The sequence below is a fragment of the Pelotomaculum isophthalicicum JI genome, assembly GCF_029478095.1.
In the GTDB taxonomy this organism is placed as follows: Bacteria; Bacillota; Desulfotomaculia; order Desulfotomaculales; family Pelotomaculaceae; genus Pelotomaculum_D; species Pelotomaculum_D isophthalicicum.
On sequence record NZ_JAKOAV010000002.1, the window covers coordinates 114,639 to 127,759 of the forward strand.

The window sequence follows — 13,121 nt, forward strand, 5'->3', positions numbered from 1 at the left end:
GCCACCAGGTTTTCGCTCCTTTCAAATTTTAATTTGTCCACTACTTTGGATTAATATCCCGCTATCACCAAGATGCTGATAAGCTTTGTGAGTAACCCTGCGTCCGGACGGCGATCTGCTGATATACCCGGTTTTCAGCAAAAAAGGCTCTACCATATCCTGCAGGGTATCCACTTCCTCATTAAGCGTAGCGGCAATTGCCTCTATACCAACCGGACCGCCTTGATAATTCTCGATTATCGTTTTCAGGTATGATTTATCCATTCCGTCAAGGCCTTCCGGGTCGATACCTTCCAACCCGAGAGATTTTATCGCTATTTCTTCATTTATCGAGCCGTCGCCGATTACTTCAGCATAATCCCTCACTCTTCTTAAGAGCCTGTTGGCAATCCTGGGCGTACCCCTGGAGCGCCTGGCGATTTCCAGAGCTCCTTTCTCATCAACAGGCACGTTGAGTATTGAACTCGACCTTTTTACTATCTCGCCTAATTCTTCCGTTGAATAAAAATCGACATGATGCAGGATGCCAAAGCGGTCACGCAAAGGTGACGACAAAAGACCGGCCCTTGTAGTTGCTCCCACCAGGGTAAAATGTTTGATATTTACCTTGATGGTCTTGGCGAACGGCCCTTTATCCACGACAAAGTCTATTTTAAAGTCTTCCATCGCGGAGTATAAAAATTCTTCAACCGGCCGGGGCAGCCGGTGTATTTCATCAATAAACAAGACATCCGCGTACTGCAGGTTTGTCAGTATGCCCATCAGGTCCCCGCTCCGCTCAATGGCCGGACCGGAGGTGCAAATAATATTGGATGACATTTCATTGCTGATAATATGAGCTAAGGTTGTTTTCCCCAAGCCCGGCGGGCCGTAAAGCAAAACATGGTCTATCGGTTCGCCCCTCTTTTTCGCCGCTTTTATCGAAATGCCCAGGCGGGTAAGCAAATCTTTCTGGCCTATGTAGTCGGATAATTTATCCGGTCTGAGCGACCACTGAAACTTTTCCTCGCCGGGCTGCTCATTAGTATCGATTAAACGGAGCCGCGTCAAAAAATTCACCTCTCCTAAAATGATTTGGCCTTGTTTCGATAAATCTCTTCTAACAGCTCTTCCGCTGTCAGAATATTATGATTCTTAGAAACAGTATCCTTAATCATCCTCTTTGCCTCGCCTAAATTGTATCCCAATTGAAGCAGCACCTGCAACGCTTCATTGCCAATGCCGGGATCAGGCCGGCCGACGTCGGCATCATCAGTTTCTCCGGAAGCTGTTGTGAAGCCGGCAACTTTGCCCCGGAGCGACGCTATTATTTTATTGGCTGTTCTTTCCCCAATTCCTTTAAGTTTTTTCAGAGTTTCGACATCCGATTTTTCAATGGCCCCCGCAATTGCTGAAATTGGGATCGTTACGGCCGCCAGGGCGGTTTTCACCCCAACTTTGGCCACACTGGTAAACAACTGAAAAAATTCTTTATCGGCTTCATCTTCAAATCCAATCAAAGTTGGCGTTTGATGTCCGCCGGCGATGTTGCTTTCGATATAGTAAATTGTGTGCAGCGAAATTCTTTCACCGATTTTTTGGGTTTGAAAACGTTCCCTGGAAAAACTCGTCAAGCATACCTCGTATGTAATGTTGTCAACGTCCAGCAATATCCCTTTTGGGCTTAGCCCGGCATAAGCGCCGCTAATTTTTACAATCATCTAACAGCCCTCCAGGTCATGGCCATGAAAAATGTGGCATAAAGCCACGGCAATGGCATCCGCGACGTGATCCGGACGAGGCAGCGTATCAAGCTTAAGCCTGGCCTGAACCATTTTCTGTACCTGGCCTTTAGTGGCGCCACCAGTGCCGGTGAGCGACTGCTTCACTTTTCTGGCCGGGTAATGGTAAACTTTTATGCCCGCCCGCCCTGCGGCCAACAGGCACACACCTCTCGCGTGCGCCATCAGCAAGGCGGTCTTTGGATTATTGTAATCTGAAAACAATTCTTCTATGGCAAAGACAGCTGGTTTGAACTCATCGATTATATCGTCTAAACCGGCATATATTTGTGTCAGCCTGTCCTCCAGGGGATGCCCGGCCTTCGTCTTAATTATTCCCCCTTCAATTAGTTGAATAACAAAACTATTTTCATAGTCCAAGACAGCATAGCCCGTCGCGGCCAATCCCGGGTCCACCGCCAAAACACGTAACATGTCCGACATGTTAAGCATCACATTCTTTAGAATTTCCTAAATTATAATATACAATAATAAAAATTCAAACCCGAAAGTTTGAATTTTTCCGACTCTATATTGTATACTTTTCAAATAATAAAGTAATGAACAAGCACCAACAGCGCCACCCCGGGCAGTTGGAGAACCCCGGCGGTCAGGAGGGTAACCGGATTGATGGCGATATGCAAGCCCAGGTGCCCGAAGACAGCGTTTATCGCGAGCAGCAAGCCCCCTCCCAGCAGCATGCACGCGGCCAGGCGCACTAACAGCCGCAACGGCTGAAACAAAGCCGTGCCAATCAAATATAGCCCCAACAGACCTGCCAAACCGATAAAAACAAATTTCCCCTCCAATCCGGAGCACCCCCTTTGCACCATTATATGGCCAGGGATGGAAAATATTACTTCATTTCCCGCCTTCCTTCCAGGGACTTGCTCAAGGTTATTTGATCCGCATATTCCAGGTCGGCGCCCACGGGCAAACCATGCGCTATCCGCGTGACCTTCAGATTCAGGGGTTTAAGCAGTCCGGCCAGGTACAACGCGGTGGCGTCGCCTTCCACGTTCGGATTGGTTGCCAGGATTAATTCAAGCACTTCCCCGCCTTCGAGGCGCTTGAACAATTCTTTTATGCGCAGTTGCTCAGGCCCGACACCGTCCATTGGCGATATAGCCCCGTGCAGCACGTGATAAAGCCCTTTAAACGCCCTGGTCTTCTCCATTGCCACGACGTCCCTGGGACGTTCCACCACACAGATCACATCCCGCCTGCGCCGCTCGTCGCGGCAGATAAAACACGGGTCATCGTCGGTAAAGTTGCCGCATACGGAGCAATAACTAATGGCGGTCCTGGCCTCCTCCAACGCGCGGGCCAGGCTCAAAGCCACGTCAGCCGGGGCGTTCAAAAGGTGAAAGGCCAGCCGCTGCGCCGTTTTAGGGCCAATGCCGGGCAGCTTGGATAGTTCATCAATCAGCCGGGCAACCGGCCTGGCATAAAAATGCATGGCTAAAACAACCCGGGGATATTCATCCCGCCGGTGAGCTTGCTCATTTCCTGGGACACCATTTCCTGCGCTTTTTTCAACGCATCGTTGACCGCGGCCAAAACCAGGTCCTGGAGCATTTCCACATCTTCCGGATCTACCGCCTCAGGTTTTATTTCTATTGACAGAATCTCATTATTTCCGTTGGCGATTACCTTGATCATGCCGCCCCCGGCCGTGCTCTCCACTGTCCGGCTTTTCAGTTCCTCCTGTAATTTTATCATGCCCTGCTGCATCTTCTGCACTTGTTTCATCATCTTGTTCATATTTCCGCCCATCATAATTTAAAAGCCCCCTTTATAAAATAAGTTAAATCAGGCCTCAAAATAGCCGTTTATGCAGCCCACAGGTAGCACTAAACAAATGCTATTCGTCGTCAAATAATGAAGATAACTCTGTTTCGTCTTCAGGAATAATTTCCTTTCCGTTGAAACGGCGGCTGATATCATTAGCCGGCTCAGTACGGACAGCGGGCATGTGGATTTCCCCTTGATAAAACCTGTAATTAACCTGCCATTCACCGCTAAAAAACTTGCCCAGCAGTTCCTCAAAATATTTCTTATTCTCAGGGCGCTCAGCCATCGCATAAGCCAATTCCGCGCCTTCCGGAAAACCCGCGATCAGGCTGTGCTCCTGCACCTGCAAGGGAACAGCTTTGATAAAATTAGGATAGATCGGCGGCCTTTCCTTACGCAACGCTTCCATGATGTCCCCCCAGGCAGCCCGGACCTGCTCAAGGCTTACCCCCGGAACTGACTCCCTGCCGGCTTCACCATGCAATTCCCTTGATATAGTGTCTTCCGGCATAGTTTCTACCAGCCTCTGGACCTCTCCGGTTTGGTCCGGCTCATATTGCGCGCCGGTTTTGTCAGGAACACCTTCCGGCTGGCGCAACCGGCCCGTTGCCTCAGTGAAACTTTGGAGTGCCTTGTATGGTTCATTGGAAACGCTCCGGTCAACCAGAAGGTTACCGGACTTTTCCGGGACAAAATTTTTTAGCTTTTCCTCTAGAGCCGCTACTCTTGCCGCAAGGGAAGACAAATCGTAAGTAATTTCCGGACGGCAGGCTTTCACCAGGGCAAGCTCCAGAATGACACCTGGCAGACTGCCCCACTTCATCTCCTGCTCGGCTTTGATCAATATGTCGACAGCGCGGATTAGCCTCTCCTCACTGAAATCCGCCGCACCGGGAACATTCTTTAAGGCGTCGCCCCATACTCCGCCCCCTGAATCACCCGGTGAAACTCTTTCCAGGATAATAGCCCGCAAAAAGGCAGCCATTTCCCTGGCGAAAAGCCGCAAGTCCTTCCCCGTGCCCGTCAACTCGCCAATCAGCCGCAGCGCCGGCCCGGTTTCGCCGGCAGCCAGGTACCCCGCCATCCTGCTCAGGATATCTAGACGCACAGTTCCAAGAATGTTGTGAACGTCCTCGGCTGTTACCTTCATTTCCCCCAAGGCCGCCCCCTGGTCAAGAATACTAAGGGCATCCCGCATGCCGCCCTCCGCGGCCCTGGCGATCAACAGCAGGGCCTCCTCATCCGCCGCTATTCCCGCCCCGGCGGCGACTTCCCTCAGTCGCCCGGTAATTTCGTCCGGGGAAATGCGCCTGAAATCAAACCGTTGGCAGCGGGAAAGGATGGTCAGCGGCACTTTATGCGGTTCGGTTGTAGCCAAAATAAAAACAACGTGCCTGGGCGGTTCCTCCAGAGTTTTCAGCAAGGCGTTAAAAGCCTCGTTGGTGAGCATGTGCACCTCGTCGATGATATATACCCGGAACTGCCCGGTTGTAGGCGCAAACTTGACTTTTTCCCTTAAATCCCTGATCTCGTCGATACCACGGTTGGAAGCGGCGTCAACTTCAACTACGTCAACGGAATAGCCCTCGGTAATGGACTGACAATTAACGCACCGGTTACAAGGCTCCGGTCCGTTCCGGTCAAGACAATTCAAAGCTTTCGCCAGCACCTTGGCGGTGGTCGTTTTGCCGGTGCCGCGGCTGCCGCAAAAAAGATAGGCGTGGCCGGTCCGGCCTGCCTCCACCGCGTTCCTCAATGTTCTTGTAACATGTTCTTGGCCGACAATATCCCTGAAGGTCTGAGGCCGCCACTCCCTGTAAAGCGCCAGATACGCCATCTTATTTCCTCACCTGACACATATTGGCTCAAACGCACCGCTTAAGCGACTTGAGCCAAGTTATATGCTATCCCGGTTATTATTCGCTATATAATATTATTTTCCTGTTAAATGAGAATAAATCACTGAACGAGGAGAATTACTATTTTTAAAAAACCTGGATGTGACACAGGCCGAATTTCTTGAATGGTATAAGTGATCGAAGACGGAAACGGATCGGGGTGCCAAAATGGCCCCGTCCGTTTCCTCCCGGTAATGGATAGTAAAATTGCATGTTAGCCAAGGCAAGGCGTTACGGGTTTGCCTGCGTCGTAAAAGTCCACGTTATCGCATCGTTGGAAGCGCCGTTCGTACTATATATGCTTCCTGCCGGTATGGTCACCATATAATTTGTGCCGTATACCAGGCCCACGTAACCAACCGTTAGCTGATTACCGCTTGCAGTCCCGTAAAAAGTCTTTGATGTGCCGCCGGCGCTTAATATGATTTGTACACTTGAACTACTCTGGAGCGCGCAGTCAAAGGTTGCCGTAATCGTGCCGCTTATCGGCGCCCCGGTCCTGAGGTTATTGACCGGGCTGATCGTAAGAGTCTGGTCACTTACGTTTTTCGTCACACTTACGGGATTGTTTTGGTCATCAGTCAGGGTGATATTATTATAGCCCGGCCCCTGAATCACATTTTCGCTGAAGTTCACTGTAATCCCCGTATTCGCCGGCACGCCCGAGGCGTTGTTCACCGGGTTAGTGCTTGTAATTGCAGGCGACGTGGTGTCCAGCGTTGTAAAACTAAAACTATATGGTCGCACCGGCGGGCATATTCAATTTGTACGTTATGCCTTCATTCAGTGAAACGGAGGGCGTGACCACCAGTACATTCCCGCTGACGCTGCTACTGGTTGTCACAGGGTTATTGTGGTTATCCATCAACGTTATACCGTTAAAGTTGTTGCCTGCAGTAATGGTTCCACTGAAAGTGACTTTGATCACTTTGTTTAATACAACTCCCGTCGCGCCATCCGCCGGGTCGGACACCGGAGGCGCGGGATCTTCGAACACGGCACATATGGAAAAGTGCTGCACCGTGGCGGTTACCGTCCAGTTCACCGGATCAACGGTACTGTCCTGGTATTCCCAGTAGCCTGAGGATGTGTTGTAGTAGATCGCCACATTTTGTTTGCCCTGCGCTGCCTTTTTTAACGGTCAGTTACCCGGTGAGGGGCGCATTACGGAGCGCAGGGCTGACAGTGTACAGGAAGGTCACGCTGCGGGCCAGATCGCCCCTGTGCAAGGGCAGGTCGGGGTAAAAGTTTTTGTCGGGTGAAAGCTGGGCCATGCCGGATTGAACGGCGGTTACTATTTGTCTGTAGGCCCAGTGGTCGCTTGGGACGTCCGCCATGGTTTCATCTTTGGCGGAAAGTGCTCCGCCGGACAGTCTTAAGAGCACTGAAACTGCCTCGGCCCTGGTAATGGTGGCGTCGGGGCCGAAGGTGCGGGGTATCCTTGGAATAATCCGCTTTTGGCGGCGGCTTCGATCTCGCGAAAGGCCCAGTGTTCAGCGGTCACGTCGCTGAAGGTGGGGGTTGTTTGTTCTGCAAGGGGTATACTTTTGGCCAGTACGAGCACTTTGGCCAATTGGGCGCGGGTGACGTCTCCGGCAGGTTGAAAGGTGCCGTCGGGGTATCCTTTGAGTATTCCTTTGGCAACCAGGTAGTGAACGTACGGCCAGAGCGGGTTGTCTGACGCTACGTCGGTGAAGGCTGTCTTTTCAGCCTGCTGCTCTTTTTCGGGCGTGGTACCGGCGGGCGCTGCGGCGGCCATGGCTACCTGGCCGCAGGTTAGCAGTAGGGCCAGGCATATTCCAAAAAGAATCAGGGTCTTATTTTTTTTGCGTTTATTTGATCTGGAAGTCAATGGTGTAATCATCCTCTTCATCCTCTCTTATAGATATCATTTTCTAGCTTATATAATATTTATCGCTACTGACCGGTATAGAAGTACAGGTCATAGTCGCCTGTTATAGGATTGCCGTTGGTGTCGGTGACCGCGTCTCTTGGTATGAATAAGTGGTATTTGACCAGGGTTCCGGTCGGGGTTCCGTTTAACATGTGTGGTTTTGCTTGGTCAGTCTCTGATCCTCCGTTGCTGCTCGACATTCCAATTCTGAAGTTGGTCACGTCGTTGCCTTCTGTATCGCGTATAGGGTGTTGCCCTCTGGTGTAACTTAAGAAGCTGATTGCCGTTTCGTCGCTGATGGGTGTTTCGATTGTCAATAACAGGCTGTTACCGCTGATTAAAACATATTGTATGTTTACTGAACTGCCGTTTGCCGAAATGGTAAAGTCCGTTGAAGCGGGTACAGATGTGTCATCGAGTTGTTCGTTAAACAATAAGGTGATCAGGCTGCCACTGATGGTTGCACTTTGTAATTGAGGTGGTGTACCAGATATGTAGGTAAATCTGTCCCCCGCAACCAAGGAGCTATACCCGCCGGGATCGCAAACGTTTACGTCAACCGTGCCGCTGCCCGGCGGGGATACGGCAGTCATTGCTGTGTCTGTACCCAAGGTAAAGCCGGCTGCTGGAATGCTGCCGAAGAATACACCGGTGACCGTACTTAAGCCGGTGCCGGTGATTGTTATGGTTGTGCCGCCGGTGGCCGGGCCGCTGGAGGGGTTGATACTTGTCACTACAGGCGCGGGGGTGTTTTTGGTAAAGGTGGCCGTGGCAGGCGCGCTCCAGAGCCCGGTGCCGCTGTCGTATACAGCGGCCGTTACTGTAGTGGTCTGTGTTATGTTAAATGGTCCGTTGTAGAATATGCTTGTTATACCCGGCATTATCATGTTCAGATTATAATACACTGAACTGGTTACGGTACTGTTAGGGTTGTTAATACTTACTTCTTGTGATGTGGTAAATGTCCCGCCACTGGGGGTAATGGCAGGCTCAAGACGTGCCTGTGGTTGGACATAAGTAAACTGGTCACTTATGCTTGTGGCACTCCACCCTCCCGGGCCGTACACTGCAACATCCACTGTGCCGCTGCCCGCAGGCGATATCGCGATCATTGAGGTATCGCTTTCCAGTGTGAAATTGATCGCGGCAGTGCTGCCGAACTTGACCGCACTAACAGCACTTAGGCCTGTGCCGCTGATTGTTACCGTTGTACCGCCTGATGCCGGACCAGTAATAGGGCTTATACCGTTTATCACCGGCGCAAGGAGTGCAACCCTGTTCACGGTGACGGTGTATGTATTAGTAATGCCATCTAGGGCACGCACCAAAATATTTACGGTATTCGGTCCTTCGCTCAGGTTGATGGGACTGCTGGCACTACCGCTTGACACCTGCACCCCGTTTACGTAAACCGCAGCGTTGACTGTATCTAAAGCTGTGGGGGTTACGGTGATACTTGTGATGCTGATGTCGATGTCGGTGCTGTAGCTGGTTACGCTAGAACTGAAAACGGGACTTAAACTTTCTGTGCTTAAAACCAGGCTACTCAGGTCTGCACACGACCAAAAAGAACCTGATTCCAGTTCACGCCGTCGGCCGATGTCAAAATCGGACCCCCCACGGCTACAATAGTGCCGTTGCCGTAACTCAATGCCCAATAGAACCAAAACTCCCCACAGCCGCAAACGTACCGTTACCATAACTCACCGCAAAAAAGCCATTTAAAGTGCCCGATGTCTGGATAGTCCAGTTCGTGCCGTTACAGTTCACGCTATCGGTCGAGGTCAATATTGTACCATTAGACCCCACAGCAACAAATATACCGTTGCCATAGCTCACGCTATTAAGTCGATTCCCTTGAGGTAAAGGGTTTCTCCAGGCCCATTGGTCAAGCGGGTCGGCCATAGCGGTAGAGCACATGGTTCCTGTCAGCAGGGCTATTGCAACTACTAGATAGTAAATCCATTTTTTAATGTACACCATTTCTTCTAACCCCTTATTTAACGTAATTAACTTCAATGATATGAGATATATCGTTACCGACCTGTATAAAAGTATAGATTAATGTCTTCCGACAGGGGACTGCCGGATGTGTCAGTAACCGCGTCTTTTGGTATGAACAGGTGGTTTTCCTTCTTTTAATCACCCTAATACCATTTCTTTACTAGAAATAACACACTTGAGCTTACAATGGGACAAATGGGGCGGGACTCACCGGACCCGCAAGCTAGATACCCATCAGAAGGACCCATGCACGGGGGTAAAAGAAAAAGAGCCTTGTGGCTCTGACGATTCATAAATACTTTATAAAAACCCCTTGGCTTATACACATCTAATGCGTATAATATATTCAAGAGGTGGACACAATGAAATAAACGAAGTCACGGCAAAGGCAATCCTCAAGCGAGCGGGGCTGAACTAAACCCCGCCTCACAAGAAATGGAGTGATAAAGAAATGAAAACTGCGTACCCTATCGTATTGACACCCACAGAAAAAATGTATGCCGTAACAGTCCCCGATTTGGCCATATCCACCCAAGGCGCTGATGTTGTGGAAGCGATGTATATGGCCCGTGACGCTATCGGAATGTGGATATGCTACGAACAGGACGAAGGCAGGCCAATTCCCGCGCCAAGCGATATAGCGGACGTGGAAACAAAGCCGGGCGAAATAAAAACCCTCGTGGATATTGATGTCGATGAGTATCGAAAGGCCCACGACAACCGCACTATTCGCAAAAATCTCACCTTGCCAAGCTGGTTAAACGAACGCGCGGAAAAGGCGGGAGTAAATTTCTCCCAGGTCCTTCAAGAAGGGTTGAAAAGCCGCCTTGGTATAAAGAAGCAACCATAACGGCTGTTTTACATTTTGACTTATGGTAATAGGGAATTTATAAGTCAAGGAAGGAACTAACTATTTATTCCAATGTTGCCACTGGAAAGCATCAACACCGTGGGGTATAATATCACCAGGGGGTGATTACATGAAAAAGGTAGAAGTTTTTTGCGTAATTGAAAAAGCTGATGGTGAATACCTTGCTTACTGTGACGAATTGCGGGCTACAGCAAGCGGTGACACAGAAGAAGAAGCATTAAATAATCTAAAAGCTGCCATAAAAGAATTAATCGATTACCAAGGACCACAAATCTTTGCCCCGAACAAAAAACGGATTCTGGTGGAGGTGGTCTGATATAGCCAATCTTCCCCAACTTACTTATAAAGAGCTTCTATCAACGCTTAAACACTTTGGCCATATTTTACGCGGTGAGGGTTCACCAATTATCATCGGCATCAGCCGAAAAGGGAACTCTTTTACAGTACACCACCACCAAAGTCGAAAAGTTACCCCCAGCAAGTTAGCCAAGATTTTAAAACACCTGGATGTGACACAGGCCGAATTTCTTGAATGGTATAAGAATTAAATCGGTTTCCGGCGGCTATTACGTATGCGCGCGTGCGCATTATTCCTTCGCAGTGGTTGATTAGCATGATTATAAACGGAACCGCCTTCTCCTGGCGAGAAGGCGGTCCCTCATATTTTAAGGCCGCGCACCTGCCTTTGAATATTAGTTTCCGGGCGATACACCCGCAGGTAGCTCGGACCAGGCGACCTCACGGCACCCGGAGTATTTCTCTTAGTGCTGCTTCCGTCAGGACCTGACACGGTTCAAGAAGCTCCGTCGCGTGAGACCCGATCGTCCACACCCCTTGCAAATGCCGGACCCCACAAGCTAAACCCTCGGGCAGGAATTCAACCCCGCTGCAGCGGATTGCGGGTATAGGGCACCGCTACCTCCCCGTCTAGCACGGCCAAAGTCTTCCCTTTTCATCCAGCGCGGCGCCGGCCACCCTGCCTGACTGCCGCCTGTAGATACCGGACAATAAAATGGCGGAGAGAGTGAGATTCGAACTCACGAGACGGTTACCCGTCCACACGCTCTCCAGGCGTGCGCCTTCATCCACTCGGCCATCTCTCCGTGCACTACTCAGGGATTACTATTAATGATTAACTTGCGTAAATAACAATCCATAAGAACACAAACCACGTTAAATAATTATACACGTATTTATTATTCACTGCAAGTATTTTTCCCGCCTGCCGCCACCCGGCAAGCCTTACAGGCCATCCGCCACGAACGTTACTGATTAAAGGCGAATAATATAGTTTAACAGAAATTACCTTAATATATGGAGGGTTCAAATCATGACATTTTTTATGACCCCGCCGGGCCGCCACCAGTTGCCGCCGCTTCCTTATCTTTACAACGCCCTTGAACCGGTGATCAGCTCCGCCACCTTGCGATTTCACCACGACCACCATCACAAATCATACGTTGACGACTCAAACAAAGCTGAGCTTAAGCTCGTGGAAGCGCGCCAAAAGAAAGACTTCGCATTAGTCAAGCACTGGGAACGCGAATTGGCCTTTAATGGTTCCGGTCATATACTGCACAGCATCTACTGGACTGTCATGGCGCCGGCCGGGAGCGGCGGTCAGCCCGGCGCTCAAACTATTAATCAAATAAATAATTATTTCGGCAGTTTCCCCGCTTTCCAGGAACAGTTCAGCGAAGCCGCCACAAAAGTGGAAGCCTCGGGATGGGCTGTGCTGGTTTGGCAGCCGGCCTGGGGGCACCTGGAAATTTTAAATGCTGAAAAGCACCAGAACTTGACCCAATGGGGCGGCATCCCCATTCTTGTGCTTGACGCCTGGGAGCACGCTTATTATCTTGACTATCAATACCGGCGGGCCGACTACGTCAAGTCTTGGTGGCAACTGGTCAACTGGTTTGAAGTCGAAAAGCGCCTCCTGCTGGCGATGCAGTCACAAATACCGTTAACATTATAAAGCTAACATTTAGCGTTTTAACAAATATAAATTATAAAAAATTTCACACTTTATTGTATCAAACGGTTTTTGACCATTGCCAGGGGCAACCGGATAGTCAATATGACAAAAGCGGCCAGCCAGCCCAAGTCAGCCAGGTTGGACCAGGCCACCTTGCCGTGCAGCAGGGGGCGGATAACTTCCACAGCATGGTATAACGGCGTAAACCAGGGAAGAAACCTGACCCCCGCCGGCAGGTTGTCCACCGGAAAGAATACTCCGGCGAACAAAAACATCGGCGAAATCAATAAGGTGAAAAAATATCCGAAGGAATCATAGTTCGGAGCGATACTGGTCCAAATTAGCGACAATATGGAAAAAGACATGACCATCAAAGCAAGCGGCACCGGCGTCAGAAGCGCCCAGGGAGACTTGACCAAACCGAACATCGCCACCACTATCAAAAACACAGTGCCGTAAAGTACTCCTTTAAATGTCCCGTATAGTATTTCACCCATTACCACGTCATCCATGCTTACCGGAGTGGCCACCATGCCCTGGAAGATTTTTTGATGCCCCATTCTGGTAAAACTGCCGTAAGTCATCTCATATGTGGTGGAAAACATCGCCGAAGAAGCAATCAGCGCGGGGGCGAGAAAATCGATATATGACAGCCCTTCAATTTGGTTCACGTACACCCCCAGGCCGAAGCCCATGGCCCATAAGTACAGCATGGGTTCTATGAAATTAAACATGATATTTGCCTTCCAGGTTTTTTTGAAGACCAGCAGGTTGCGGTAGATAACCTTTAACACCAAGGGCCATGACAGGTCCGGGATAGTGGTTATTCCTTTAAACAATTGTTTTCTTTTTACCATAACGTCAACCTCCCTTATGCCGGTCTTATAGAATGATTGTACCTACTCAGTAATTAGAAGCCATGATG

At 50.0% G+C, this 13,121-nt stretch carries 17 protein-coding genes, 1 tRNA gene and 1 other RNA gene; 3 read left to right on the top strand and 16 right to left on the bottom strand.

From position 1 onward, the window contains the following. Window positions 1-21: 21 nt before the first annotated feature. The 13 genes from ruvB to L7E55_RS01920 form a co-directional block, all read right to left on the bottom strand. Window positions 22-1,050 (bottom strand): Holliday junction branch migration DNA helicase RuvB, encoded by a 1,029-nt coding sequence (ruvB, locus tag L7E55_RS01860; protein ID WP_277442283.1) that lies wholly within the window; start codon window positions 1,048-1,050, stop codon window positions 22-24. A 14-nt stretch (window positions 1,051-1,064) separates the two neighbouring features. After that, window positions 1,065-1,700, bottom strand: a complete 636-nt coding sequence (gene ruvA / locus L7E55_RS01865; protein WP_277442284.1) for a Holliday junction branch migration protein RuvA — start codon at window positions 1,698-1,700, stop codon at window positions 1,065-1,067. Then, a complete protein-coding gene (gene ruvC, locus L7E55_RS01870; RefSeq protein ID WP_277442285.1) occupies window positions 1,701-2,204 on the bottom strand; it encodes a crossover junction endodeoxyribonuclease RuvC in 504 nt (167 codons plus the stop codon). 101 nt (window positions 2,205-2,305) lie between these two features. Beyond that, complete coding sequence (locus L7E55_RS01875) at window positions 2,306-2,569, bottom strand: pro-sigmaK processing inhibitor BofA family protein (protein WP_277442287.1); 264 nt, start codon at window positions 2,567-2,569, stop codon at window positions 2,306-2,308. 47 nt (window positions 2,570-2,616) lie between these two features. Next, complete coding sequence (recR, locus tag L7E55_RS01880) at window positions 2,617-3,219, bottom strand: recombination mediator RecR (RefSeq protein WP_277442288.1); 603 nt, start codon at window positions 3,217-3,219, stop codon at window positions 2,617-2,619. Between the two features lie 2 nt (window positions 3,220-3,221). Beyond that, on the bottom strand, window positions 3,222-3,539 hold the full coding sequence (locus L7E55_RS01885; RefSeq protein WP_277442289.1) for a YbaB/EbfC family nucleoid-associated protein: 318 nt from the start codon (window positions 3,537-3,539) through the stop codon (window positions 3,222-3,224). Window positions 3,540-3,624: 85 nt separating this feature from the next. After that, complete coding sequence (dnaX, locus tag L7E55_RS01890; RefSeq protein WP_277442291.1) at window positions 3,625-5,391, bottom strand: DNA polymerase III subunit gamma/tau; 1,767 nt, start codon at window positions 5,389-5,391, stop codon at window positions 3,625-3,627. A gap of 292 nt (window positions 5,392-5,683) precedes the next feature. Continuing rightward, entirely contained in the window at window positions 5,684-6,199 is a 516-nt protein-coding gene (locus L7E55_RS01895) for an Ig-like domain-containing domain (protein WP_277442292.1), read from the bottom strand. Then, entirely contained in the window at window positions 6,186-6,560 is a 375-nt protein-coding gene (locus tag L7E55_RS01900) for an Ig-like domain-containing domain (RefSeq protein ID WP_277442293.1), read from the bottom strand. Before L7E55_RS01900 ends, L7E55_RS01895 begins: the two co-directional genes overlap by 14 nt. A 37-nt stretch (window positions 6,561-6,597) precedes the next feature. Further along, window positions 6,598-6,837, bottom strand: a complete 240-nt coding sequence (locus L7E55_RS01905) for an S-layer homology domain-containing protein (RefSeq protein WP_277442294.1) — start codon at window positions 6,835-6,837, stop codon at window positions 6,598-6,600. After that, a complete protein-coding gene (locus tag L7E55_RS01910) occupies window positions 6,828-7,316 on the bottom strand; it encodes an S-layer homology domain-containing protein (protein ID WP_277442296.1) in 489 nt (162 codons plus the stop codon). Before L7E55_RS01910 ends, L7E55_RS01905 begins: the two co-directional genes overlap by 10 nt. A 53-nt stretch (window positions 7,317-7,369) precedes the next feature. After that, the gene (locus L7E55_RS01915) at window positions 7,370-9,004 is read right to left on the bottom strand and encodes an IPT/TIG domain-containing protein (protein ID WP_277442297.1); all 1,635 of its coding nucleotides are present in this window, start codon (window positions 9,002-9,004) and stop codon (window positions 7,370-7,372) included. Further along, on the bottom strand, window positions 8,994-9,329 hold the full coding sequence (locus L7E55_RS01920; RefSeq protein ID WP_277442298.1) for a beta propeller repeat protein: 336 nt from the start codon (window positions 9,327-9,329) through the stop codon (window positions 8,994-8,996). Before L7E55_RS01920 ends, L7E55_RS01915 begins: the two co-directional genes overlap by 11 nt. A gap of 472 nt (window positions 9,330-9,801) precedes the next feature. Here L7E55_RS01920 and L7E55_RS01925 point away from each other — a divergent pair, with 472 nt between their 5' ends. Both L7E55_RS01925 and L7E55_RS01930 read left to right on the top strand, forming a co-directional pair. After that, entirely contained in the window at window positions 9,802-10,200 is a 399-nt protein-coding gene (locus L7E55_RS01925) for a type II toxin-antitoxin system HicB family antitoxin (RefSeq protein WP_277442300.1), read from the top strand. Window positions 10,201-10,330: 130 nt separating this feature from the next. Further along, complete coding sequence (locus L7E55_RS01930; protein ID WP_277442301.1) at window positions 10,331-10,537, top strand: type II toxin-antitoxin system HicB family antitoxin; 207 nt, start codon at window positions 10,331-10,333, stop codon at window positions 10,535-10,537. Window positions 10,538-10,892: 355 nt separating this feature from the next. On the opposite strand, the gene ffs is transcribed toward L7E55_RS01930, so the two are convergent. Further along, window positions 10,893-11,157: signal recognition particle sRNA large type (gene ffs, locus L7E55_RS01935), an RNA gene on the bottom strand. A 77-nt stretch (window positions 11,158-11,234) separates the two neighbouring features. Then, window positions 11,235-11,324: transfer RNA gene (locus tag L7E55_RS01940), tRNA-Ser, on the bottom strand. A gap of 227 nt (window positions 11,325-11,551) precedes the next feature. Between L7E55_RS01940 and L7E55_RS01945 the strand changes: the two genes are divergently transcribed. After that, entirely contained in the window at window positions 11,552-12,196 is a 645-nt protein-coding gene (locus L7E55_RS01945; protein WP_277442302.1) for a superoxide dismutase, read from the top strand. Between the two features lie 50 nt (window positions 12,197-12,246). Here the strand turns inward: L7E55_RS01945 and L7E55_RS01950 are convergent, their stop codons facing one another. Continuing rightward, a complete protein-coding gene (locus tag L7E55_RS01950) occupies window positions 12,247-13,053 on the bottom strand; it encodes an ABC transporter permease (protein WP_277442303.1) in 807 nt (268 codons plus the stop codon). Window positions 13,054-13,121 lie beyond the last annotated feature (68 nt).